Source organism: Cupriavidus sp. TMH.W2, assembly GCF_050847365.1.
GTDB lineage: Bacteria > Pseudomonadota > Gammaproteobacteria > Burkholderiales > Burkholderiaceae > Cupriavidus.
Map to the genome: position 1 here is coordinate 2,329,599 of NZ_CP193792.1, position 23,361 is coordinate 2,352,959.

24 protein-coding genes and 4 tRNA genes are annotated in these 23,361 nt (G+C 63.7%); 13 read left to right on the top strand and 15 right to left on the bottom strand.

Annotation, left to right across the window (positions count from 1 at the left end; all coding sequences use genetic code 11):
- Nucleotides 1-64 precede the first annotated feature (64 nt).
- From ACREYQ_RS10705 to ACREYQ_RS10715, 3 genes are all read left to right on the top strand, one after another.
- A complete protein-coding gene (locus ACREYQ_RS10705; protein WP_432257590.1) occupies nt 65-793 on the top strand; it encodes a MotA/TolQ/ExbB proton channel family protein in 729 nt (242 codons plus the stop codon).
- A 21-nt stretch (nt 794-814) separates the two neighbouring features.
- Nucleotides 815-1,228 (top strand): ExbD/TolR family protein, encoded by a 414-nt coding sequence (locus tag ACREYQ_RS10710; RefSeq protein ID WP_018309363.1) that lies wholly within the window; start codon nt 815-817, stop codon nt 1,226-1,228.
- A gap of 398 nt (nt 1,229-1,626) precedes the next feature.
- Entirely contained in the window at nt 1,627-1,956 is a 330-nt protein-coding gene (locus tag ACREYQ_RS10715; protein ID WP_432257591.1) for a hemin uptake protein HemP, read from the top strand.
- Between the two features lie 280 nt (nt 1,957-2,236).
- Here ACREYQ_RS10715 and ACREYQ_RS10720 read toward each other — a convergent pair whose 3' ends face one another.
- The 3 genes from ACREYQ_RS10720 to ACREYQ_RS10730 all read right to left on the bottom strand — a co-directional run bounded on the left by ACREYQ_RS10720 (nt 2,237) and on the right by ACREYQ_RS10730 (nt 3,825).
- On the bottom strand, nt 2,237-2,644 hold the full coding sequence (locus ACREYQ_RS10720; RefSeq protein WP_432257592.1) for a heme-binding protein: 408 nt from the start codon (nt 2,642-2,644) through the stop codon (nt 2,237-2,239).
- Nucleotides 2,645-2,958: 314 nt separating this feature from the next.
- Complete coding sequence (locus ACREYQ_RS10725) at nt 2,959-3,216, bottom strand: hypothetical protein (RefSeq protein ID WP_432257593.1); 258 nt, start codon at nt 3,214-3,216, stop codon at nt 2,959-2,961.
- Nucleotides 3,217-3,501: 285 nt separating this feature from the next.
- The gene (locus ACREYQ_RS10730) at nt 3,502-3,825 is read right to left on the bottom strand and encodes a hypothetical protein (protein WP_432257594.1); all 324 of its coding nucleotides are present in this window, start codon (nt 3,823-3,825) and stop codon (nt 3,502-3,504) included.
- A 208-nt stretch (nt 3,826-4,033) separates the two neighbouring features.
- Between ACREYQ_RS10730 and ACREYQ_RS10735 the strand changes: the two genes are divergently transcribed.
- Nucleotides 4,034-4,120: transfer RNA gene (locus tag ACREYQ_RS10735), tRNA-Leu, on the top strand.
- A gap of 92 nt (nt 4,121-4,212) precedes the next feature.
- Here the strand turns inward: ACREYQ_RS10735 and ACREYQ_RS10740 are convergent.
- Nucleotides 4,213-4,866: an NrsF family protein gene (locus ACREYQ_RS10740; RefSeq protein WP_432257595.1), complete on the bottom strand. Its 654-nt coding sequence runs from the start codon at nt 4,864-4,866 to the stop codon at nt 4,213-4,215.
- Nucleotides 4,863-5,390: a sigma-70 family RNA polymerase sigma factor gene (locus ACREYQ_RS10745; protein WP_432257596.1), complete on the bottom strand. Its 528-nt coding sequence runs from the start codon at nt 5,388-5,390 to the stop codon at nt 4,863-4,865. Before ACREYQ_RS10745 ends, ACREYQ_RS10740 begins: the two co-directional genes overlap by 4 nt.
- Before the next feature lie 263 nt (nt 5,391-5,653).
- Here ACREYQ_RS10745 and bufA1 point away from each other — a divergent pair, with 263 nt between their 5' ends.
- From bufA1 to ACREYQ_RS10765, 4 genes are read left to right on the top strand one after another with little or no spacing between them, the layout of a single operon-like run.
- Nucleotides 5,654-5,974: a BufA1 family periplasmic bufferin-type metallophore gene (gene bufA1, locus ACREYQ_RS10750; RefSeq protein WP_432257597.1), complete on the top strand. Its 321-nt coding sequence runs from the start codon at nt 5,654-5,656 to the stop codon at nt 5,972-5,974.
- A gap of 15 nt (nt 5,975-5,989) precedes the next feature.
- Nucleotides 5,990-6,874: an MNIO family bufferin maturase gene (bufB, locus tag ACREYQ_RS10755; protein ID WP_432257598.1), complete on the top strand. Its 885-nt coding sequence runs from the start codon at nt 5,990-5,992 to the stop codon at nt 6,872-6,874.
- A complete protein-coding gene (locus ACREYQ_RS10760) occupies nt 6,846-7,673 on the top strand; it encodes an HvfC/BufC family peptide modification chaperone (RefSeq protein ID WP_432257599.1) in 828 nt (275 codons plus the stop codon). Before bufB ends, ACREYQ_RS10760 begins: the two co-directional genes overlap by 29 nt.
- Nucleotides 7,670-8,149, top strand: coding sequence for a DoxX family protein (locus ACREYQ_RS10765; RefSeq protein WP_432257600.1), 480 nt, complete (start codon nt 7,670-7,672; stop codon nt 8,147-8,149). Before ACREYQ_RS10760 ends, ACREYQ_RS10765 begins: the two co-directional genes overlap by 4 nt.
- Nucleotides 8,150-8,364: 215 nt before the next feature.
- Here ACREYQ_RS10765 and ACREYQ_RS10770 read toward each other — a convergent pair whose 3' ends face one another.
- On the bottom strand, nt 8,365-9,570 hold the full coding sequence (locus ACREYQ_RS10770; protein WP_432257601.1) for an MFS transporter: 1,206 nt from the start codon (nt 9,568-9,570) through the stop codon (nt 8,365-8,367).
- A 136-nt stretch (nt 9,571-9,706) separates the two neighbouring features.
- On the opposite strand from ACREYQ_RS10770, the gene ACREYQ_RS10775 reads away from it, so the two are divergent.
- The gene (locus tag ACREYQ_RS10775) at nt 9,707-10,045 is read left to right on the top strand and encodes a hypothetical protein (RefSeq protein WP_432257602.1); all 339 of its coding nucleotides are present in this window, start codon (nt 9,707-9,709) and stop codon (nt 10,043-10,045) included.
- Between the two features lie 1,472 nt (nt 10,046-11,517).
- Here the strand turns inward: ACREYQ_RS10775 and ACREYQ_RS10780 are convergent.
- Entirely contained in the window at nt 11,518-11,928 is a 411-nt protein-coding gene (locus tag ACREYQ_RS10780; RefSeq protein WP_432257603.1) for a hypothetical protein, read from the bottom strand.
- 363 nt (nt 11,929-12,291) lie between these two features.
- Here ACREYQ_RS10780 and ACREYQ_RS10785 point away from each other — a divergent pair, with 363 nt between their 5' ends.
- Nucleotides 12,292-12,609: a hypothetical protein gene (locus ACREYQ_RS10785; protein WP_432257604.1), complete on the top strand. Its 318-nt coding sequence runs from the start codon at nt 12,292-12,294 to the stop codon at nt 12,607-12,609.
- A 219-nt stretch (nt 12,610-12,828) separates the two neighbouring features.
- Here the strand turns inward: ACREYQ_RS10785 and ACREYQ_RS10790 are convergent, their stop codons facing one another.
- Nucleotides 12,829-13,923 carry a YeiH family protein gene (locus tag ACREYQ_RS10790; RefSeq protein WP_432257605.1) on the bottom strand — a complete coding sequence of 365 codons (1,095 nt, stop codon included), beginning with the start codon at nt 13,921-13,923 and terminating at the stop codon, nt 12,829-12,831.
- 98 nt (nt 13,924-14,021) lie between these two features.
- Between ACREYQ_RS10790 and ACREYQ_RS10795 the strand changes: the two genes are divergently transcribed.
- Nucleotides 14,022-14,966, top strand: a complete 945-nt coding sequence (locus ACREYQ_RS10795) for a LysR family transcriptional regulator (protein ID WP_432257606.1) — start codon at nt 14,022-14,024, stop codon at nt 14,964-14,966.
- Nucleotides 14,967-14,984: 18 nt separating this feature from the next.
- On the opposite strand, the gene ACREYQ_RS10800 is transcribed toward ACREYQ_RS10795, so the two are convergent.
- The 6 genes from ACREYQ_RS10800 to uvrC form a co-directional block, all read right to left on the bottom strand.
- The gene (locus ACREYQ_RS10800; RefSeq protein ID WP_432257607.1) at nt 14,985-16,229 is read right to left on the bottom strand and encodes a cation:proton antiporter; all 1,245 of its coding nucleotides are present in this window, start codon (nt 16,227-16,229) and stop codon (nt 14,985-14,987) included.
- A gap of 402 nt (nt 16,230-16,631) precedes the next feature.
- Nucleotides 16,632-16,705: transfer RNA gene (locus tag ACREYQ_RS10805), tRNA-Cys, on the bottom strand.
- Nucleotides 16,706-16,840: 135 nt separating this feature from the next.
- Nucleotides 16,841-16,916: transfer RNA gene (locus ACREYQ_RS10810), tRNA-Gly, on the bottom strand.
- Between the two features lie 59 nt (nt 16,917-16,975).
- Nucleotides 16,976-17,051 (bottom strand) — tRNA-Gly (locus ACREYQ_RS10815).
- Nucleotides 17,052-17,223: 172 nt separating this feature from the next.
- Nucleotides 17,224-17,823, bottom strand: a complete 600-nt coding sequence (gene pgsA, locus ACREYQ_RS10820; protein WP_432257608.1) for a CDP-diacylglycerol--glycerol-3-phosphate 3-phosphatidyltransferase — start codon at nt 17,821-17,823, stop codon at nt 17,224-17,226.
- 114 nt (nt 17,824-17,937) lie between these two features.
- On the bottom strand, nt 17,938-20,022 hold the full coding sequence (uvrC, locus tag ACREYQ_RS10825) for an excinuclease ABC subunit UvrC (RefSeq protein ID WP_432257609.1): 2,085 nt from the start codon (nt 20,020-20,022) through the stop codon (nt 17,938-17,940).
- Between the two features lie 120 nt (nt 20,023-20,142).
- Between uvrC and earP the strand changes: the two genes are divergently transcribed.
- Together earP and efp are read left to right on the top strand one after the other, a co-directional pair.
- Entirely contained in the window at nt 20,143-21,294 is a 1,152-nt protein-coding gene (gene earP / locus ACREYQ_RS10830; RefSeq protein ID WP_432257610.1) for an elongation factor P maturation arginine rhamnosyltransferase EarP, read from the top strand.
- 205 nt (nt 21,295-21,499) lie between these two features.
- The gene (gene efp, locus ACREYQ_RS10835) at nt 21,500-22,060 is read left to right on the top strand and encodes an elongation factor P (RefSeq protein ID WP_432257611.1); all 561 of its coding nucleotides are present in this window, start codon (nt 21,500-21,502) and stop codon (nt 22,058-22,060) included.
- A gap of 241 nt (nt 22,061-22,301) precedes the next feature.
- Here efp and nagZ read toward each other — a convergent pair whose 3' ends face one another.
- Nucleotides 22,302-23,351: a beta-N-acetylhexosaminidase gene (nagZ, locus tag ACREYQ_RS10840; RefSeq protein WP_432257612.1), complete on the bottom strand. Its 1,050-nt coding sequence runs from the start codon at nt 23,349-23,351 to the stop codon at nt 22,302-22,304.
- Nucleotides 23,352-23,361 lie beyond the last annotated feature (10 nt).

Below are 23,361 nucleotides of genomic sequence, written 5' to 3' on the forward strand. Positions count from 1 at the left end.
TTCCGATCTCTGATCTGTCTGACTGATCTGACCTAAACCAAGCGAACTCACCAGGAACCAACACATGCAGGACCTCGGACTCTCCCACCTCTGGACGCAAGGCGACTTCGTCATGCGTGCGACCGCGATCATTCTGCTGATCATGTCGCTCTCCTCATGGATCGTGATCCTTACCAAGGCATGGGATCTGGTGCGCCTGAAGAAGATGGCGCAAGGCGCGGAAAAGCGCTTCTGGCACTCGGACGACTTCGACCACGCGCTCGAAACCCTGGGCGCCAGCGATGCCAACCCGTTCCGCACCCTGGCCGTCGCCGGCAAGGAAGCCGCCCAGCACCACCGCGCCAGCCAGCCGCAGCTGCACGACGTGATGGATATCTCCGACTGGCTGACCCGATCGCTCAAGAGCTCCATCGATGACTCGGTGGCGCACATGCAGTCGGGCCTGGCAGTGCTGGCCTCGGTGGGCTCGACCGCACCGTTCGTCGGCCTGTTCGGCACCGTGTGGGGCATCTACCACGCACTGATCGGCATCGGTGCCTCGGGCGTGCCGACCATCGACAAGGTTGCCGGCCCCGTGGGCGAGGCGCTGATCATGACCGCCTTCGGCCTGGCCGTGGCAATTCCCGCCGTGCTGGGCTATAACGCCCTCACCCGCGGCAACAAGTCGGTGATCTCGAAACTCAACCGCTTTGCCCACGACCTGCACGCCTACTTCGTCACCGGCGCGCGCGTGCGCCCCAGCGGCGCCCGCGCCGAGGACGGCACCGTGCGCCTGGCCGCGGCACAGCGCTAAACCGCCAGCAAGGAAGTCATCATGGCATTCGGTACTCTCGACGGCGACGACGACGAGGTGATGAGCGAGATCAACATGACGCCGCTGGTCGACGTCATGCTGGTGCTGCTGATCATCTTCATCATCACCATCCCCGTGATCAACCACGCGGTGAAGATCGACCTGCCGCGCGCCACCAACACGCCGAACGACCCGAAGCCGCAAAGCATCAACGTCTCGATCGACGCCAGCGGCAAGGTCTTCTGGAACCAGGTGGAAGTGGATCAGGCCACGCTGGAAAGCAATATCGCGCTGGCCGCGCAGCAGCAGCCGCAGCCTGAGCTGCACCTGCGCGCCGACCGCGAGGTGCGCTACGAGCGCGTGGCCGAGGTCATGGCCGCCGCGCAGCACGGCGGCCTGGGCAAGATCGGCTTTATCACCGAACCCAAGCACTAAAGCGGCGCCTCCAGGCGCTTGCGAATGGGAAAGGGCACCTCACGGGGTAATGCCGTTCAGTTAGCGACTGTCGTTCCCGCGCAGGCGGCAACCCAGTGACTTCATCCCCTAAGGGGACGTGAAAGACGCTGGATTCCCGCCTGCGCGGGAATGACGGTAGGGCTTGAGACCTTAACTGAACGGCATTACACCTCACGGGGGCCCTTTGCCCATTCAGCATGCCACCGCGCGCCACATCGTCTCTGCATGCCCTTCAGCCGACTCGTAGCCGTTTTCCGAATCTTGTCGAAGGCTATTGTACTAATAATCATTCTCATTTAATATCACTCCATCGACTGCGCCATGCGCGGCGCACCCTCCCCTGATTGCCCTCCCTTATTGCAGAACGGAGCCAGATGATGAGCACACTTTCCCTGCCGCTGCCGCAACCGCGTGAAGTCACCCGCCGCCGGCTGTCGCTACGCCGCGTCGAGGTGGCCGCGCAACCGCGCCGCGAGGCCAGCGCGAAGGCCGCGCCGTCGGCCATTGCCTCCGTGAAGTCCGCCGTGGCGGCCCTGCCCGCCCGCCTGGAGGCGCTGGTGCGCGACAGTCTGTCGTCGGCGCCGGCCGGCGATCCCGTGGCACTGGACGCCATCATGCGCGGCGCCAACACCCTGCCGATCCTGCATAACGGCGAGGTCTACACGCTGCGCGTGACGCGCTACGGCAAGCTGATCCTGACGAAATGACGCGGCCCTGGCGCGCTACCGCGAGGTGGAAGCCAAAGGGAGACGATCGAGACCCGCGCCGGGCGCGGGCGCCACGCAAGTGGCAGTAAAGACTTTTGTGGGGACCACCTCGGAACGAGGTGTTGGGTAGTAGCTAGGTAATGATCGCGGGCGGGATTCAGACCCCACGCCAGGCCGACCGTACCCAGCCATGCCCTCTTTTATTCTGCCCCGCAGGCCATGCCTGCGGGGCTTTTTCATGCGCCGGCGCGATGGTCAGCACATTCGCCGGCACGATGCCTTACAGGCCCAGCGCAGCGATGCCGGCACGCGCGATCTGCGCGTCTTCGGTCGACTTCACGCCCGACACGCCCACGGCACCGACCACCTGGTCATTGCAGACGATGGGCACGCCACCCTCCAGCATGCCTTGCAGCAGGGGCGCCGTCATGAACGAGTGGCGGCCATTGTTGATCATATCTTCATAGATCTTCGACTCACGGCGGCCCAGCGCCGAGGTACGGGCCTTTTCACTGGCGATATAGGCCGAAATCGGTGCGGCGCCGTCGAGGCGCTGCATGGCCAGCATATGGCCGCCGTCGTCGACCACGACGATGGACACGGCCCACTGATGGTTCTTTGCCTCGGTTTCCGCTGCGGCCATGATCTTCTTCACGTCGTCTGCCGTCAGAACCGTCTTTTGCTGCATACCACTCTCCTGGACATTCATTTGGTTGAGGCCGAAGTATAGCGCCGCGCCCCCGCCATCGTCATGGCAGACGCACCGCTGCGGCATGTACAGCGGTGCGTTCCACAGCGAAACGGCCCGCGCAAGGCGGTAATGCCGTTCAGTTAGCGACTGTCGTTCCCGCGCAGGCGGCAACCCAGTGACTTCATCCCCTAAGGGGACGTGAAAGACGCTGGATTCCCGCCTGCGCGGGAATGACGGTAGGGCTTGAGACCTTAACTGAACGGCATTACCGCGCAAGGCGGGCCATTTGTCAGGCAGGCACAGCTTCGGGATCAGGCGCCGTCGGTAAACGGATCGGGCTTGCCCAGCTTGGCGCCGTCGGTGTACGGGTCGGCCTTGCCGATGCGGGCACCATCGGTGAACGGATCCGGCTTGCCCACTTTGGCACCGTCGGTGTACGGATCGACCGCGCCGATCTTGGCGCCGTCCAGATACGGGTCGACCTTGCCGACAGCGGCGAACGAGGCGCTGGATACAGTGGCCAGCACCGCCAGCGCGGCGGCGGCAACAACGGCTTGTTTGATCTTCATGAAATTCCCCTTGCTACTTGGTTGGTCGAGGCACCGCGGAGGCCCACGAAACAGGCGTCATCACGATGCCATGGGCGTAGTTTAGGGGAAAACCCTTATATCGACAGACGTGATCCTTTGAGCATTCTGTTCAAATATTTTGACGGCGATCAGAAAGACGTAGGTTTCCCGGAACCGGCCTATCGTCTTCATGTCGCAGTGCGGCAAGAAAAAGAGAAGGGACCCTGCAGGGCCCCTTCTCTTTCAAAAACTTGCTTCGTACGACTTGCTTCGTACGCGCGACCATCAGTCGTCGTCGCGCCAACGGCCGTGACCATGACCACGGCGCCATCCCGGCGGGCCATAGTAACCGCGGTAACCACCGTAATAGCGCGGCGGGCCGTAATAGCCCGGACCGTAATAGACCGGACGCGGGGCATAGTACACCGGAGCCGGGGCTACGACCACCGGCGGCGGGGCATAGTACACCGGAGGGGGCGGATAGTAGGCCGGCGCGCCGATCACCACGCCCGGCACGCCGATCGCCACGCCGACGCTTACATGGGCCATTGCTGCCCCAGACGCCAACCCGGCCGCGATACCGAATGCTGCGAGCCACCAACGTTTCATATCCGCCTCTCAATGTGAGAATTCTCTTACTCGGTATTGTAGAGGTTCGGAAATTTCCAGGTGCAACGGTGCACACGACATTGTTACCAGCCGTAACAGTGGCGTCACTTTTAGGCGGCGTGGCCCCGGCTGCGCCACTTGCCGGCGCTCTCTCCTGCTGCGCGCTTGCATCCGGGATGCGGAGCCACCACAATACCGGGCTTGCCATGCGGCCGTGGAGAAATTGGTAGACTCAGCAGACTTAAAATCTGCCGCCTTTCCAGGCTTACGGGTTCGAGTCCCGTCGGCCGCACCAGTAGATTCTGTCGCTCTACGTCTGGCGTACCGGAGCGATAGCGTGGCAGCAGCCGCCCTGACCGCCTCCCGGGCTCGGCAAGCACCCGCCCCTCAGCGCGGAGCCAGCCATTCAACCAGCTGCTTCCCGTACCGGCCGCCCAATGCCAGAAATAGCGCGGCCACACCGAAATTCCATAGCAATATCATGGCCGTGGCCTCGAGCGAGTGCAGGATCGACAAAGCCACTGCCGTCATTGCCGCGACCGCGAGGCTGCCTACCATCGTGACAGGGACCGGCGACAGTCGAGCAACGTGACGCAGCATAATCAGCGTCACAAGAGATAGCGGCATGGCAACCAATGCCAATGTCGCAAAGCAGCGAGCCGTTTCTCCGGCAGACATTCCGTCCGGCCCGATGACAACCCAGTTGGCAAGACATCCATAGCCAATCGTGACAATCCATACGAGAGCAGCCGGAACTGGCAGCAGAAGCCAGCGGCGCGCCATACCCGGAATGCTGGCGAAAAACACTCCCACCGCGGCCAAAGCACCGGTGGCCGTGGCTGCAGCCACGCTGAGGATAAAGGTTGGCTGGTGCAGCTTAAGCGCCAGGTCTGCGCGCACGCCATGTGCAATACCGACGCAGAGCACAACCAGTACGGCGAACAGAATCCAGCACGCAGCTCGCGTCGCCGGTGCGCGCAGCCGCCGGACCGGCGTTGCGTCCCCAACCAGGCGTTCAATCAAGTCGGAGGTCCGTGTCATGAGTTGCTACCCCGCTGCCGCAACAGCTCGCGCAGCCGTTTCATTGCCCGGTGGGTGGCCACCTTCAACGCGGCGACGGACATCCCGCTAGCCGCAGCGGCCTCCCGCAAGGACATTTCCTCCAGCTTCAGCATGCGCACCGCATCGCGCTGCCCCGCAGACAGCTGCTCGATGGCCTCACGCACAAAGCGGGCGTCCATTGCCTCTTCTTGTAAGTTCGCTCCGGCGACAACAAAGGTTTCGTGCTCCGAATCCAGTGGCGTCTCATGCAAGCCAGCGCGCCCATGCCGGCGCAGTACGTCAACAATCCGCCGATTGGCGATAGCAACCAGCCAGGGACCGAACGGGCGCGCCGGGTCGTAAGTGCCGCGCACCGCATGTACCGTCAGCAACACATCCTGAACCACGTCCTCGATATCATCGCCGCTGCGGAAGTGGCGCGCCGCAAGTGCGCGGAGGTAAGGCGTGATGCCTTCAAGCAGCTGGCGATAGGCGCCCTGGTCACCCTCCTGCGCCCTGGCCATGGCGACGGACCAGTCCAGCCTGCCATCACCTCGTCTGACCAAGGGGCCAGCCTCCCGGCCTGTCGCAGGGGACACCTGAGCGTCTCCCTCGGGGGCCGAGCCAGATGTAAGTAAGGTTGAATGCCTGGGCATGCCCGAATTCTGCGACAGGCAAGACGATTTGTCGCGCAAAAAAAGTCACTGTGCGTTGTAACCTCCGGCAGCGTTCCGCCGAACTTAGATACACGGCCAGACTTCCGGCCGCACCCTCAGGAGGACACAAGATGAACAAGCATGTTTTGGCCGCCTCAACGCTATCGTCAGCAATCGGCCTTGCGCTCGCCATGCAAGCCTTGCCAGCTCAGGCCCAGGCGATGAAAGACATGAGCGGCATGCCGCAAATTGTCAAAGACAACATGGCCCGGATGGAGAAGAACAAGCTGGAGAAGTGCTATGGGATAAACGCGGTGGCGAAGAACGACTGCGCGGAGGGGGCTCACTCCTGTGCCGGCCAGGCGACCCAGGCGCGCGATGCCAAGTCATTCGTTCTCCTTCCCGCTGGGGATTGCAGCAAAATTCAGGGCGGAAAGCTGAAGCCAGCTTAAGCGTTGGGGTATCCGATGCATGCCGCTTCATCGCAGGGCTCGCTCAACCCGATTCCGGCGCGCGCCGGAATCGGGCTGCGCTTCCGTCACCATCAGGCAGTGCTCGAAGAACGCCCGCCAATCGCGTGGTTTGAGGCGCATACCGAGAACTACATGGGTGGAGGCAGCGCGCCAGACTGCCTGGACGCCATTCGACGAGACTATCCCATCTCGCTGCACGGCGTCGGCCTGTCTCTGGGCAGCGCGGAAGGGCTGGACGCCGGGCATCTCGAGCGGGTGCGCAGGGTTGTCGAGCGTGTCGAGCCTGGACTTGTCTCCGAGCATCTTTCCTGGAGCATCAGCGGCGGCACTTATCTCGCCGACCTGCTGCCATTGCCGCTAACCGAGGAAGCACTGACCGTCGTCTGTCGGCACGTTGACCAGACCCAGACCTATCTGAAGCGCCGCATTCTGATTGAGAATCCGTCCACTTACCTGCGCTTCGGGCACTCAATCATTCCGGAGTGGGAGTTCCTCGCCGAGGTGAGTCGACGCACGGGGTGTGGCATCCTGTGCGACGTTAACAATATCTACGTCAGTGCCAGCAACCACGGTTGGAACGCACTGACTTATCTGGATGCCTTGCCGCCATCGGCAGTTGCCGAGGTCCATCTGGCGGGCCACAGCGTGCGGCCGCTCGACCAGGGACGCGTACTTCGCATCGATGACCACGGCTCCCGCGTCGCACAACCGGTGTGGGACCTGTTTGAACAGGCCCTCAGGCGCTTTGGCACGGTTCCCACACTGATTGAATGGGACACCAATGTGCCCGCTCTCGAAGTTCTCATGGAAGAATCGGCGATTGCCCAGGCAGCGATGGAGAGACAGCGAAATGACAGCCTCAGCGCCAACGCTGCTTGAACTGCAACGCGCGGTCCAGTCGGACTTACTCGGCCTTACCGATGGCAGCGCTTCCGGCAGCGCTTCCAGGTATGTGTTGCCCGATGGCTTGGACCCGAAGGCAAGACTCGGTATCTATCGGAACACGGCAACTGGTGCGCTACTGACGGCGCTACGGCTTTCCTATCCGGCCGTGGAGGCGCTGGTGGGGCCAGAGTTCTTCGAAGGCGCAGCCAGACAGTTCATCGCCTGCAAGCCGCCCGCAAGCGCCCAACTCGATAGCTACGGCGCTGAGTTCCCGGAGTTCCTGGCGCAATTGCCGCAAGCGGCCTCGCTGGTCTACTTGCCTGACACTGCGCGACTGGAATGGGCGGTGAATGAAGCGCTGCACGCGCCGGACACGAACCCACTCGACTTGAGTCGCCTGGAGCAACTGGACAAAGCCGAACTGCACCTTGTCAAGTTCTTGCCGAACCCCGCCGTGCGGCTTCTTCGGTCCTCTTATCCAGTGGATGCCATCTGGAATGCGGTGCTGACACGTGATGACCGCTCATTGGCGAGCATCAGCCTGAGCGCTGGCCCTGTCTTTCTGTACGTCAGCCGAAGCGCTTCCGGAGTGGACATTAAGCGAATAGGCGAATGGCAATGGTTATTTGCGACCGCATTGCTCGAAGGCTACGCCTTGAGCGATGCGCTTGTCGAAGTGCCAGGTGACGAAGCGCCGGTATGGCTGGCTTCTCTGCTCGCATCAGCATGCTTCGCCGATGTCCGCCTTTGCGGCCGACCATGCAATCCAGCAATGGGGAGTCCAGCCAGATGACGCAGGTATCTCAGTCCGACTCACGGAAGTCAACGTGGAACGACCGCGTGCTGCGGGCAATCGGATGGCTGGAGCGCGTGCCCTATACGTTTCTGGCGCTTCCGCTGCGGCTCGCTGTCGCCACGGTCTTCTGGAACTCGGCCATGACCAAATTGGCCAACTGGGAAGCGGCGCTCGAACTATTCAGGGAAGAGTACCGAGTGCCACTGCTTGCACCCGAGATAGCGGCCTATCTGGCGGTGTCAATCGAACTGACCGCACCGGTGCTGCTGGTGTTGGGCCTGGCGACACGCCCCGTGGCAACTATCTTGCTCGGGATGACCACTGTCATCGAGATATTCGTGTATCCGCAGGCCTGGCCCACGCATATCCAGTGGGCGGCCATGCTGTTGATTCTGCTTTGCCGTGGAGCCGGGGACTGGTCATTGGACCACTTCTTTTATGGCCGAATTGGCAGAAAGTCCGGTGGTCGGTGACTTCGCACGACCGATTGGGAACGCCGCATACCCATTCACATCCTCCTTCGCCTTCGGCGCTTCGGCGCTTCGGCGCCGAAGGCGCGGACCACGCGACCTGCAATCGCCTCAGTTTCTTCAGCCTTCTTTTGTAGCGGTGAGGACGAGCATCACGAACTACTGTGGGCGCTGCCGGCATCCAAGCCTCCTCGGCCGCCCAAGTGGGCATTCTTATTTCATCCGTTCTGCCGCCCTGCACGTGGACGCATCGACAAAATCAATACGATAGTCGCGGCGCAGAAGGCCGCTCCACCGTAGAACGCGAACGCCGCACCCAGTTTGTCCCAAAGCCAACCTGCAAATACGCTGGCCATCAGCAGCGCCAAACCACTCGCCAGATTGAAAACCCCAAACGCCGTGCCCCGGAGGTCAGCCGGCGCGGTATCGGCGACCATAGTCGCCAGGAGCCCCTGCGTCATACCCATGTGCAGGCCCCAGAGCGAAACCCCGCACAGCGTAACCGCCCAGTGCGAGCTCATCGCAAGCACGATGTCAGCGGCAATCAGTAACACCAGCCCCCACACCAGAAGTCTGGTATGGCTGTGTCCGTCCGCAAGCTTCCCAAATGGGTAGGCCGAGACGGAATACACGAGATTCATCACTACGAGAACCAACGGCGCCAAAAATAGCGGCAGGCCGACTTGCTGAGCTCGCAGCACCAGGAAGGCTTCACTGAAGCGTGCCAGCGTAAACACCGCACCCACGGCAACCACGCCCCAATAGGCGGGACTCAGGCGAGCAACGTTTGCCCGCCGGATGGGGTTCACCCTTCGCACCCCTTGGTTCGCCTCTGGCTCTTGCACGCCGAACATGAGCAGGGCAACTGACAATATGCCGGGGATGACAGCTACCCAGAAAACAGCCCGGACGTCGTTTGCCCACAGATACATCAGTCCAATGGCAATCAGGGGGCCAAGGAATGCGCCCACCGTGTCAAGGGACTGCCGCAGGCCAAAGGCAGCGCCGCGAAGATGCGCAGGGGCAATATCCGCTACCAGGGCATCGCGCGGGGCACCGCGAATTCCCTTGCCAATGCGGTCGGTAAGACGTGCCCCCAGCACCGTGCCGACGCCTGGAGCCACTGCAAAAAGCGGCTTCGACAGCGCGCCGAGCCCATAGCCGAACACAGCAAGTCCCTTGCGCTTCCCCAGATAGTCACTGAGAGCACCGGAAAAGACCTTCACCATCAGCGCTGTCGCTTCTGCCACGCCTTCTATCAGCCCGACCGCCATGGCACTGGCGCCCAACGTAGTTACCAAGAAGACCGGCAGCAGGCTGTGGATGATTTCCGACGACACATCCATGAGGAGGCTGACGAAGCCCAGCATCCAGATGCCGGTTGGAATCTGGCGCAGCGTGGTGGCAGAAGCATTCATTGCCATTCCATTTCCCCTAACCACGTCAAGCAGCGCTCGACCACGTCCGCCTTGTTACAGGTCGTAACGCCTGTATAAGTTCACAAAGACGCGCGCCCCTACTTGCAGCCTAGAGTATCAATAGAAACAAAGGAGCATCATCATGCGAAAAGCCTTGGCCATTTGCCTACTGGCTGCAGGTGTCGCCCTTACCTCGGGCATCGCTGAGGCGCGCGTAGATGTGGGAATAGGGATTGGCGTTCCCGGGCCGGCGTTCGTTGTTCCACCTCCCCCCGTTTATTACGAGCCCCCGCCCGTCTACTATGAGCCGGCACCGGCTTATGTCCAACCGCCGCCGATTGTCGCTGCGCCCGGCTATTACGACGATTGGCGAGCCCGTGCCTGGCAACAACAGCAGTGGCGAGAAAGGCGCTGGCGCGAGCGTGAATGGCGCATCCATCACCGGGAGTGGCGTCGCTGGCACGATGATGAAGATGATTGAGCCAGGCACAAACGCGTCCGTAGAATTGCAGCCACGAAAAGCCAAGAAGGCAGGAATGAAGCACCGTGCAATCAGCAAGGCTGTTGTCGGCACGCTGTTCTGCGTCGTCTCGTCGGCCTTTGCCGCAGCGAATGTCGATATTGATGTTGCTGGCGTCGCTCCTGCGGAATCCTCCCCCTACGTTGCACCCCGGCCTGTATATGTTGCTGTTCCGAGCTCACGGTACTCGCCCTATAGGGGTGAAAGCGAACAACGAGAAGAATATTGGCGTGAACGGCGATGGCACGAACAGGAAGAGCATAGCGTGAGGAACACAGCCAACACAGGGGCGAAAACTGGCACTCCCCGCTAAACCGAAGGCAAACCGGCATCGCGTTAGTCATGCTGGCAAGATTGACCACGGGAAGACGGCTGGAGGAGCGCTGAACCGGAAATGGCAAGTGTGCCCACGGCCAGCACAGCGGAAGTGATGAAAATTGAGTTCTAGCGTCTGCTCCCGCAAGTATCGCCAGCCTTCCCCCGTGCCTCCCGATGCTCCGAGAAACGGTTACAGATGCGTGAACCCATACATGACGGTACCCGCTCTGACCTCGCATAGGGGATACCTGCTCAAAGCCAGCGCAGTCCCTGCGCAAGGCGGTCTTCATGCCGCCGAGCTTGTCATCGAGAAACTTGGCGGCCCGCGCGCACCTGCTCAACTCTCGACTATTTTTCGACAGAGAGCACGCCTTGAGTTATGCGAGCTCTTGGGACCGCATCTGGGTCGACATGAACGCCTGAGACGGCGAATTTTCCGGAGCGAGCAATCCTCGACCGCCACCGTTCAAACCCTCTCTTCCCGCCTGGATGCACACAAGAGGCCGCACGGGTACCAAGCGCGGAAAATGGTAGGCTGAAACGTACTATCGCGCCTGAATCCCATTGCACTTGGCAGCGGTGCCATGGCATCCGCTCCGATTAGCCGCTGGCAGCGATTCCATAGAATGAGCCCGACAGGGGATTCGACACGATATAAGAATTCCGTCGAGCCCAATTCAGCGCTGCTTTGAATACCTCGGACTCTCGCTGACTCCATTCACTTCTCATTAGGGGAGTGGCGTCCTGCGCTGTTGCGGCGTACACGACCGCTTGGTGCAGAGGCTCGCGGCTCCGCTTTCCTGGAATAGTAAATGTACGAATCGTTACGTGCATATCATTCGGAACTTCGGAGTCGCTTGATGAGCAATTATGTCGGTATCCAAATGACATTACTGTGACGGCCATAGCCGTATCACTAACGTGGCCGCCGAGCGTGGAAGAGGCAATTAACAATGCGAGAAGGGCTTCACGGCGACTCCCCAAAGGTGACAAACGCGGAGAGGCCAGGCTGGCTTTCCAGCTAACCCGCGCTCTCCGCAAAGCTCCAGCACTCAGGCTACGTTGCAGCGGCCTTCGCCCGGGCAACACCCCTCGGCTCGCCCGATGGGAGCAGCTTACTGCTTCTTCGTCTTGTCCACGCTGGCTGCGGCCTTTGCGGCTTCGGGCTGCGCCTCGGGCTTTGCCACCTCTGACTTGGCCTTCACCTTGTCGGAATCATTCTTGGCTTCAGACTTCGCCATACCAGCCTCCGTATGGGGGGCCTTCGTCTTGCTCGCCTTATGGTGGGTGCCCTTGGCGGCGGACTTGTTGGCATCCGCCTTTACTTCAGCCTTCTCCTTACTGACGCTGGCTTGACCCTTTGCTTCGTCGCCCGGCACGCTGACGCTCTTCTTTTCCTTGACGACCTTTGCCTGGTTTTTCGTCGCCTGTGCTTGCGGCGGAATCGCGGAAGCTGGCGCACCAGTCTGCGCGAAAACGGTACCGACAAGGGCTGCAGAGGCGAAAGCAGCGAACAGCTTCTTCATGACGAACTCCTGAGGAATTTTTGGCAGCTCGGCAATGCGCCGTGCTTACCCGCTAGAACGGCACCGTCCTGAGCCAAGTTGACTCAGAACCGGTGACAATCCGTAAGTTCTGAAACAGGCGAAACCGATTTTGCGAGCATGGCCGGATATGCCTACACCTGCAGCATGGGGCGTCGTCCTTTCGGAATAATTCCGACTCCGGTCCACGCTGAAAAATGCTCGATTGTTTTATGGCCCCGCCAGTACGGCTGGACACCCGGCGCATCAATGTCGCGTTACAGAAAGTCACCGCCGTGCGAATCCGCTAATACACTGTGGCCCCATCCTGACCTAGAGTCTCTGCAAGAGAATGAGGAGAAAATCATGCGAAAGGCCGCATCGCTCTTGCTTCTGGTCGGCGTTGCCGCGCTCGGCCCCAACATGGCTGAGGCGCGGGTGGACGTGGGCATTGGGTTTGGCATCCCTGTGCCAGTGGTTGTCGCCCCGCCGCCCGTTTACTACGAGCCAGCTCCCGTGGTCGTTCAGGCGCCGCCCGTGGTAGCGGCTCCGGCCTACTATTACGACGACTGGCAGGGCCGCGCCTGGAGAGAGCGCCAATGGCGCGAACAGCGATGGAGGGAGCACGAATGGCGGGAACGCAGGCGAGAATGGCGGCGCTGGCATGACGACTACGATGACTAGCATGCGCGAGCGCTAGTTGCTTGTGCGTAACAGTCGGAACGCCGGGGGGCTCGCCATCACGCATTAGGTTTGCAGGTAACAGTATGGGGCCGCCCAGAGCGACGACCGACAGATGCCGAGTCATTACCGCTTGCGGTTTGCGTTAAGTACCCCCCGGAGCAACACCAGCAAGCAAAAAAGGGGGCTATCGCCCCCTCCTCCGGTCATTGCAAGCGCGCCTTACGCCATCGCGTAGCACATCAGCGCACCCACTCCCATCAGGAACACGAACAGGACCCCGGCCAGCGCCAGCGGCTTGCGCCCGGCGCGCAACAGGTCGCCGATGCGGGTGTGCAGGCCGATCGCCAGCATGGCGCAGGCCAGCAGCCAGTTATCCAGTGCGATCAGCGGAGCCTTCCAGGCGGTGGGCACGGTGCCGGCCGAATTGACCGCCATCACCGCGACAAACCCCACCGCGAACCACGGCACCGACTTCAGGATGCCGCGCAGACGGTTGCCGCCGGCGGCGCCTTGCTCCGCTTGCGAACCGCCTTGCGGCCACAGCGCCATCACCAGCAGCAGCGGACCCAGGGCCAGCACGCGCACCATCTTGGCCACCACGGCGGCGTCTGCAGTCGGCTCGCTGATCATCTTGCCGGCGGCGATCACCTGCGCCACTTCATGCAGCGTCGCGCCGGTGAAAATGCCGAACATGCGCTCGCTGATCGCCCAGTGCCAGTGGCCGGTCGCCAGCTCGTACAGATAGGGGTAGAGCAGCATGCCGACGGTGCCGAACAGCACCACCGTCGCCACCGCGACCGCGGTCTGCTTGTCGTCGGTGCGCACCACCGAGGACACGGCGATGGCCGCGGCCGCACCGCAGATGGCGCTGCCCGAGCTGACCAGGATCGCCTCGCGGCGGCTCAGGCCGAAGAACGTCGTGCCCACCCAGGTGCCGAACAGCAGCGTGGCCACCAGCATGGTCAGCGGCACCACGATGCCCGGCAGGCCCAGCGCGACGATCGAGGCGAAAGTCAAACGCAGACCATAGAGCGCCACACCCGTGCGCAGCAGGTAATGGCGGGCGACCTGCATCCCGGGTGCCAGCGGCGCCAGCCAGTGGCGCGGCAGCGTATTCGCAGCGACCATGCCGGCGCACATGGCCAGCGTCAACGCACTGAGGCCGTAGCGCGACACGGCCGGATGCTCGGCCAGCACCATCGCCAGCCAGGCGATGCCGCCCAGCGGGACCAGCGTCAGCAAGCGCTGTGACCAGGGCGGCGGCAAGGCCGGTGCAGCGGCGGGGGCGGTGCGGGGGGCGGAGACGGAAGACATGGCGGGCTCGGGTCGTGTGCTTTGGTGACTCAAGCGTACTGGCGCCCACCTAACCCGTAAAACGGGTAATATCGTTATGCATTATTTGTTTTATCGATATGGATCCCCGCCCAGACTCCCACCATCCTTCGCTGCGCCCCGAACACCGGCCCCTGCGCCTGACGCTGCGCCAGCTCTCCGTCTTCGTGGCCGTGGCGCAGCATGGGAGCACCATGGCGGCCGCGCAGGCGCTGGCGATGTCGCAATCGGCCGTGAGCGCCTCGCTGGCTGAACTGGAGCGTGCCCTGGACAGCCCGCTGTTCGACCGCGTTGCCCGCCGCCTCAGCATCAATGAAACCGGACGGCAGTTCTTCCCGCGCGCGCTGTCGCTGCTGGACCAGGCCCAGGAACTGGAACGCTTTGCGACCCAGACCGGGGTCCAGTTGCGCATTGCCGCCAGCAATACCATCGGCAGCTATATGCTGCCACCGCTGCTGGCGGGTTTCCGTCACTCGCGCAGCGGCCCGTGCACGCTGGACCTGCGCATCGGCAATACCCGCGAAGTGCTGCAGTCGCTGCTGCAGTTCGAAGCCGATATCGGCCTGGTCGAAGGCGCCAGCCATGAGCGCGACCTGCGCAGCGTGCACTGGTGCGACGACGAGATGGTGGTGATCGTCGGACCGTCGCATCCGCTGGCCGCCGCGCCGCACGACCTGGTGGCGCTGCGCGACGCCGAGTGGATCGTGCGCGAGCCCGGCTCGGGCACGCGCGAAGTGATCGAGGAGCGGCTGGTGCCGCTGCTGGGTGAGTTGCGCTTCGCGCTGGAACTGGGCAACGCCGAGGCCATCAAGCGCGCCGTGATGAGCGGCTTCGGCGTCAGCTGCCTGTCGCTGCACGTGGTGCGCGATGAACTGGAACGCGGCACGCTGGTCGCGATCCGCGACGGCATGCCGCGCATTGTGCGGCCGCTGCAACTGGTGGTGCACCAGGACAAGTTCCCGACCCAGGGCTTGCTGGCCTTTACCGAATATCTGCGCACCATGGCGCCGCGGATAGGCACCTGAGCGTGGCCCAGGCGCACATCAGGCCGGCTGCGGGTCTGCGCTGGGCTTGCGCCGCGCCGTGTAGAGATCGAGCAAACGGAACAGCACCGGATTGAGCAGGATCGACAGCAGTGCGCCGGCCAGGATCAGCGCCTGGCCCCGCTCGGGCAGGATCTTCAGGTAGACGCCAAGGCTGGCGAGAATGAACGAGAACTCGCCGATCTGCGCCAGGCTCACGGCGATGGTCATGCCGGTCTGCCCCGAATGCCCGAAGGCGCGCACGATGCCCAGCGCCGCCAGCGACTTGCCAACCACGATGATAAACACCGTCGCCAGCACGCCCCACGGGTCGTTGACCAGCACCATCGGGTTGAACAGCATGCCCACGGAAACGAAGAAGAGCACGGCGAAAGCATCGCGCAGCGGCAGCGACTCCTCGGCCGCGCGATGGCTGAATTCGGATTCGGCCAGCACCATGCCGGCGAAGAATGCGCCCAGCGCGAACGACACGCCAAAGAGTGCGTAAGCCCCATAGGCCACGCCCAGCGCCGTCGCCAGCACGCCCAGGCGGAACATCTCGCGGTTGCCGGTCCAGACGATGCGCTCCAGCATCCACGGGATAAAGCGCCGGCCGATCACCAGCATTACCGCGACAAAGGCAGCCACCTTGCCCAGCGTCGTGAAGATCGCAACCACTACGTCACTGGTACCCGGCGCGGCCTCGCCGGAAACTTCGCCCGGGGTTGCGCCGGAACCGGCCAGCAGGCCCGCCAGCGCCGGCAGCAGCACCAGGGCCAGCACCATCGCCAGGTCTTCCACGATCAGCCAGCCGACCGCGATGCGGCCCTGCGGCGATTCCACCAGGTCACGCTCCTGCAGGGCCTTGAGCAGCACCACCGTGCTGGCCACCGACAGTGCCAGCCCGTACACCAGCCCCTGCCCCCATGACCAGCCGAAGCCCCAGGCCACCAGCATACCCATCAGCGTGGCAATGCCGATCTGCACCACCGCGCCCGGGATGGCGATGCGCTTGACCGCCATCAGGTCCTTGATCGAGAAATGCAGCCCCACGCCAAACATCAGCAAGATCACGCCAAGCTCGGCCAACTCCGGCGCCAGCGCCTGGTCAGCGGTGTAGCCGGGCGTGTGCGGCCCGACCACGATGCCCGCGCACAGGTAGCCGACCAACGGCGGCAGGCGCAGCCGGCTGGCGACCGCGCCAAGGATAAAGGCCAGGACGATGCCGCCGACGATGGTACTGATAAGCGGGGTGGCGTGATGCATGCGTGCGGGATTCCTCGTGTCAGGGGCTGAACGGCTAACCCGTTCCCTGCCCTGGCAACCACAACAGCGCATCCGGCGCGCACCAGCGGTCAGCGCGGGACAGTCGCCGCAACAATCGGCAGCAGCATCGGAACGGGGAAGAACGGGAAGTGCCGCAGCGGCCCCGGACACGCCGGCGGCGCGTCACGGATCGGGGATGGCGATTGACATGCTGCTCCGCAATCCATCACGCGGAGCCCCCCGAAAAGCGTACGACAGGAGTAATGTAACATGCCCGCCACACGCCAGCACCAGGGAGATAGCGGGTACCCTGGTGCCTGCTTGGTGTATGGAACGAGAGATGTGCCCGAAGCAGGCGCGGAAAACAAAAACGGCGCCGCGAGGCGCCGTTCTGCATGCAACTGGAGGCGGAGGTCGGAATCGAACCGGCGTACACGGCTTTGCAGGCCGCTGCATAACCACTCTGCCACCCCGCCAGGTGACGTGCTGCTGGATTGTATCCGCATTCAGCCGATGCTGCCGGAGCGCATCTTGCGGCAAACTGCTTGCGGCCTGTTGCTTGCCGCAATTCAACCCAAACAAAAAGGGAAGCGTTGCTTCCCTTTGGGGATTGGAGCGGGAGACGAGTCTCGAACTCGCGACCTCAACCTTGGCAAGGTTGCGCTCTACCAACTGAGCTACTCCCGCATACAACTTGTACTGCCAGCCCCGCATCGCGTAACCACGCTGCCGGACCTTCTTTAACCTGGAGCGGGAGACGAGTCTCGAACTCGCGACCTCAACCTTGGCAAGGTTGCGCTCTACCAACTGAGCTACTCCCGCAGGGCACTGCTGAAAATCAAACTAAGGCGATTTATGCCGCAACACGCTGCCAACTCACAACATCTTGCGTCAAACCAACCTTATCTCGCTGCTTTCGTTTGCGTCGTCAGCAACGAGAATGAGATTATGCAAAGAACTGCTCTCGCCGTCAACATCTTTTCGAAAATTCTTTTCACTTCGGTGCGCCGGCGCGCGCCACCATCCCACTGCGCTCGCGGATCTGCGGCCAGGCGAGCTTCATGTAATAGAACATCGACCACAGCGTCAGCACCGCCGCTACATAAATCATCCACGTGCCGAGCAGACGGGCATCGAAGACGGGCAGGCGGTCGCTGTACAGCAGCAGCGGGATCGCAATCATCTGCACGGTGGTCTTGAGCTTGCCGAGGAAATTCACCGCGACGCTCTTGGAAGCGCCTATCTGCGCCATCCATTCGCGCAGCGCCGAAATGGTGATCTCGCGCCCGATGATCACCAGCGCGATCAGGTCGGTGACCCGCCCCAGCGCCAGCAGCGACAGCAGCGCCGCCGTCACCATCAGCTTGTCGGCGACCGGGTCCAGGAAAGCGCCGAACGACGACGTCTGGTTCCAGCGCCGCGCCAGGAACCCGTCCAGCCAGTCCGTCACCGCGGCAATGATGAAGAACGATGCCGCCGTCAGGTTCTTGGTGTGCATCGGCAGCCATGCGTCCGGCAGGTAGAAGACCCCTACCACCAGGGGAATCATGGCGACGCGAAGCCAGGTCAGCAGGATCGGGATATTGAAGGGCATGGAACTCGGGCGGCGGGGACGGTAACCAATCTTGCGATTGTCGCCGATTTCCAGGCCAATCGACCATCATTGGCCATTTTCCTGCACGCCCGCCGCAAGGCGCGGCCGGCGCGATCAGTGCAGCTGCCGGTAGATCTCTTCGGCAAGACCGCGTGAAATGCCCTCGACGCTGGCCAGTTCATCGATGCTGGCTGCCATCACGCCGCGCAGCCCGCCGAAACGGGTCAGCAGCTTCTGGCGCCGGCGCGCGCCAATGCCCTCGATCTCTTCCAGCCGCGAGGTGGTGCGCGTCTTGGCGCGGCGCGCGCGCATGCCGGTGATGGCAAAGCGGTGCGCCTCGTCGCGGATCTGCGCCACCAGCATCAGCGCGGCACTGCCCTGCCCCAGCTCCAGCGACGGACGGCCATCGGCGAACACCAGCGTCTCCAGGCCGACCTTGCGGCCCTCGCCCTTGGCCACGCCGACCAGCAGGCCGATATCCAGCCCCAGCTCCTCGAATACCTGCCGCGCCACCTCGACCTGGCCCTTGCCGCCGTCGATCAGCACGATCTGCGGCACCAGGGCCGCGGCTTCGCCGCCTGCCTCCATGCCGCCGTCTTCCTGGATCTGCTCGACCAGCTTCTGGTAGCGCCGCGTCAGCACCTGGCGCATGGCCGCGTAGTCATCGCCGGGAATGATGTCCTGGATGTTGTAGCGGCGGTATTCGCTGTTCTGCATGTCATGGTGGTGGTACACCACGCACGACGCCTGGGTGGCCTCGCCGGCGGTATGGCTGATGTCGAAGCATTCCACGCGCAGCAGCGCCAGGTCTTCCAGGTCCAGCGCGATGGTTTCGGCCAGCGCGCGCGTGCGGGCTTCCTGGCTGCCCTGCTCGGCCAGCCGGCGCGACAGCGCCAGCGCCGCGCCCTGCTGCGCCATCTCGAGCCAGACCTTGCGCTGGCCCTGGGGCTGGCGCACCAGCGTGACCTTGCGCCCGGCGTGCAGCGCCAGCGCCTCGAGCACCGTGGCATCGTCCGGAACATGGCTGACGACGATGATGGGCGGCGCCGGCTGCTCCAGGTAGTGCTGCACCATGAAGGCCGACAGCACGCGCGTGGCGATGCGGTCGACAGTCAGCGGCGGCGCGGCCCGGGCGCTGTCCGCCCCCTCCGCGCGCTCATCCGCACCAGCCTCCGCGCGCTCGTCGGCATCCTCGACGATCATCGCCGCTTCGTCGGCATGCGCCGGAAAGTACGCCTTGTCGCCCAGATGGCGGCTGCCGCGCACCATGGCCAGGTTGACGCAGGCACGGCCGCCCTCCACCGCGACGGCCAGCACGTCGATGTCGCGCGCCTGCCCGCCAACTTCTTCCACCGCCTGGCGCTTGAGCACGGTCGACAGCGCCGCGATCTGGTCGCGCACCGCCGCGGCCTGCTCGAACTCCAGCCGCTCGGCGTGCTGCTCCATCTTGCCCTGCAGGCCTTCCAGCACCTCGCTCTGGCGGCCTTGCAGGAAGCGCGCCGCGTTGGTGACATCGCGCGCGTAGTCCTCTTCGCTGATGGCATTGACGCACGGCCCGGTGCAGCGGTGGATCTGGTGCAGCAGGCACGGCCGCGTGCGGTTGTTGAAGACGGTGTCCTCGCAGGTGCGCAGCTGGAACACCTTCTGCAGGATCTGCATGCTCTCGCGCACCGCGTAGGCGCTCGGGAACGGCCCGAAGTACTGGTGCTTGCGGTCGGTGGCGCCGCGGTAGTACGCCATGCGCGGGAAGCGGTGCCCGGTCAGCTTGAGAAACGGGTACGACTTGTCGTCGCGGAACAGGATGTTGTAGCGCGGCGCCAGCGCCTTGATCAGGTTGTTCTCGAGCAGCAGCGCCTCGGCCTCGGTTCGCACCACCGTGGTGTCGATGCGGGCAATGCGCGCCACCATCATCGCAATGCGCGGCGACAACTGGGTCTTGTTGAAATAGCTCGATACCCGCTTCTTCAGGTCGCGCGCCTTGCCGACGTACAGCACATTGCCGCTGGCGTCGAAATAGCGGTAGACGCCGGGCAGGCCCGGCAGGCGGGAGATGACCGGCCGGGCGTCGAACGGTTCGGCCGGCGCATCGGCCTGCTTGTCCTCAGACTTATCGGCGGACTTATCGTTCGGCACGTCGGCAGGCGCCTTGGCCGGTACCTCGTCGGCGGGATTCGGGGAATCGGGTTGCTGGTCTGACATGTGGGGACGGTGACCGCTGCGGGCCGGCGCGCACCAAAGCAGCGCGGCCTCTAAAATCGCAAGTTTAGAGCAATTCAGCGGGCGCCCTGCCCGCATGCCCTACCCACACGCCTACCTCACATGCCTATCCGCTCCTGGGACATCTTCTGCACCGTGATCGACAACTTCGGCGACATCGGCGTCTGCTGGCGGCTGGCCCGCCAGTTGGCGCAGGAGCACGGACACGCGGTGCGGCTGTGGGTCGATGACCTGCCAAGCTTCGCCCGGCTTGCGCCGGAGCTCGACCCGGGCGCCGCCGTGCAACACCTGGCCGGCGTCGAGATCCGCCCATGGCAGCCCGGCGCACCGGACAGCACCGGCGACGCCATGCCCCACGACGCCGTCATCGAAGCCTTTGCCTGCCACTTGCCGCAGGCCTTCCTCGAGCGCATGGCGGCACGCCAGCCCAAACCCGCCTGGATCAACCTGGAATACCTGAGTGCCGAGCCCTGGGTGCGCGAACACCACGCGATGCCCTCGCCCCATCCGCGGCTGCCGCTGGTCAAGCACTTCTTCTTCCCCGGCTTCGAGCCCGGCACCGGCGGCCTGTTGCGTGAATCGATGCTGGGCGCGCAACGAGAGGCGTTCCTGGGCGGGGCGGCGGCGCAGGCCGCACTGTGGCACCGGCTCAGCGTGACGCCGCGGCCCGATGCGCTGCGCGTGAGCCTGTTCGCCTACCGCAACCCCGCCCTACCGGCGCTGCTGGAACAATGGCGCGACGGCGCCGAGGCCATCCACTGCCTGGTGCCAGCGGGCCTGGCTGCCAGCCAGGTGGCGGAATGGCTTGGGGTGCCGCTGCAGCCTGGCGCGCCGGTGGAGCGCGGCAGCCTGTGCGTGCAGGCCATCCCCTTCGTGCGGCAAGAGCACTATGACGAACTGCTGTGGGCCTGCGACCTCAATTTCGTGCGCGGCGAGGATTCCTTCGTGCGCGCGCAATGGGCGGCGCGGCCGCTGGTCTGGCATATCTACCCGCAGGACGACGCCGCGCACCGGGTCAAGCTGGACGCCTGGCTCGGCCTGTTCGGCCAGGGCGGCGTGCCCCCGGAGGCGGCGGCCGCGCTGACGGATTTCTGGCACGCCTGGAACGGCTACGGCAACGCCGCGGACTGGCCGCGCCTGCGCGCGCAGCTGCCGGCACTTGCGGCGATCGCGCCGCGCTGGGAGCGGCGTTTGCAGCATCCCGGCGACCTTGCCGCCAACCTGGTGGCGTTCTGCGAAAATCAGGTAAAATAGCCGGTTGATCCAAATGGCGACCGGGCCGGAGAACCAGGGTCTTGTCCAGGCGTTGAAACAACCTTGGGCAAAGACCTGAAAGCAAGCTGGGCACGGGGTCGCGAGCGCGTGGATCCTGGCTCTCGCGGGCTTACCGCGGGAACGCCGGCAGCGCGCCTTCGCCATTCCAAATTCCTAGACTTTATTTTTCAGGAAATCAGTTCAGATGAAAATCGCACAGGAACTCCGCGTCGGTAACGTGTTCATGATCGGCGGCGATCCGATGGTCGTGCAGAAGGCCGAATACAACAAGTCGGGCCGCAACGCCGCTGTGGTCAAGATGAAGTACAAGAACCTGCTGACGGACGCACCGGGCGAGTCGGTGTTCAAGGCCGACGACAAGTTCGAAGTGGTTGTGCTCGAGCGCCGCGAATGCACCTACTCGTACTTCGCTGACCCGATGTACGTGTTCATGGACACCGAATACAACCAGTACGAAGTCGAGAAGGACAGCATGGGTGACTCGCTGAACTACCTCGAGGACGGCATGAACGTCGAAGTGGTGTTCTACAACGACAAGGCCATCTCGGTCGAAATGCCGACCACGCTGGTCCGTGAAATCATCTACACCGAGCCGGCCGTCAAGGGCGACACCTCGTCGGGCAAGGTGCTCAAGGGCGCCAAGATCAACACCGGCTTCGAACTGCAGGTGCCGCTGTTCTGCAACATCGGCGACAAGATCGAAATCGACACCCGCACCGGCGAATACCGCAGCCGCGCCAACTAAGGCGCTTGCTTCGCCCCGCTTCAGCGCGGGGCCGGTCAACAAAAATGGCAGCCTCGGCTGTAATGCCGTTCAGTTAACCACCGTCGTTCCCGCGCAGGCGGGAACCCAGTGACTTCATCCCCAAAGGGGACGTGAAAGTCGCTGGATTCCCGCCTGCGCGGGAATGACAGTAGCGTTTGATACCTTAACTGAACAGCATTACAGCCTCGGCTGCCATTCTTGTTTCCGCACGAGACCCCGGTCAGGCGATCAGGCCGTGCTCCTTCAGCGTGCGCAGCGCGGCACGGTACTCGCCTTCCTGGTGCAGCTTGTTCCAGTCCAGCGGCTTCCTGCGCGCGAACAGCTTGCGGACGCGGCGCTGCGAGGTCTTGCCGATGCCCACGTCCAGCTCGGTCAGCAGCTGGTCGGCGCGGTCCGGATGGTTACAGATCAGCACCATGTCGCAGCCCGCGGTCAGCGCGGCACGCGCGGCCTCGGTGACGTTGCCGGCCACGCTGGCGCCTTCCATGCTGAGGTCGTCGCTGAAGATCACCCCCTCGAAGCCCAGCTGGGCGCGCAGCACGTCCTGCAGCCAGTAGCGCGAGAAGCCGGCCGGGTTCGGGTCGACCTTGGGGTAGATCACGTGCGCCGGCATCACCGACGACAGCGACAGGCCCAGCCATTCGTACGGGCGCGCATCCTGGCCGAGGATCTGGTCCAGCGGGCGCTCGTCGACCGGGATCGCCACGTGCGAGTCGGCCTCGACATGGCCGTGGCCGGGGAAGTGCTTGCCGCAGTTGCTCATGCCCGCCAGCAGCAGGCCGTGATTCAGGTGGCCGGCCAGCATCGACACCACGCGCGGGTCGGCGTGGAAAGCGCGGTCGCCGATCACGGCGCTGCGGCCGTAGTCCAGGTCCAGCACCGGGGTGAAGCTCAGGTCGATATCGCAGGCGCGCAGCTCGGCGGCCAGCACGTAGCCGCAGGCGACTGCCGCCTTGGTCGCGGCCAGCACGTCGCGCTCCCACAGCTCGCCCAGGCGGTGCATCGCCGGCAGGTGGGTGAAGCCGTCGGTCTTGCAGCGCTGCACGCGCCCGCCTTCATGGTCGATGCAGATCAGCACGTCGTCGCGCACCGCGCGGATTGCGCGCGTCAGCGCCAGCAGTTGCGCGCGCGACTCAAAATTGCGCGCGAACAGGATCACGCCGCCGGTCAGCGGATGCGCGATGCGGCGCGCGTCTTCCGCGTCGAGCTGCTTGCCGACGACGTCGAGGACCACCGGGCCCGGCCGCTTGCCGGAATTCTTCTTGGACATGGAAGTGGTT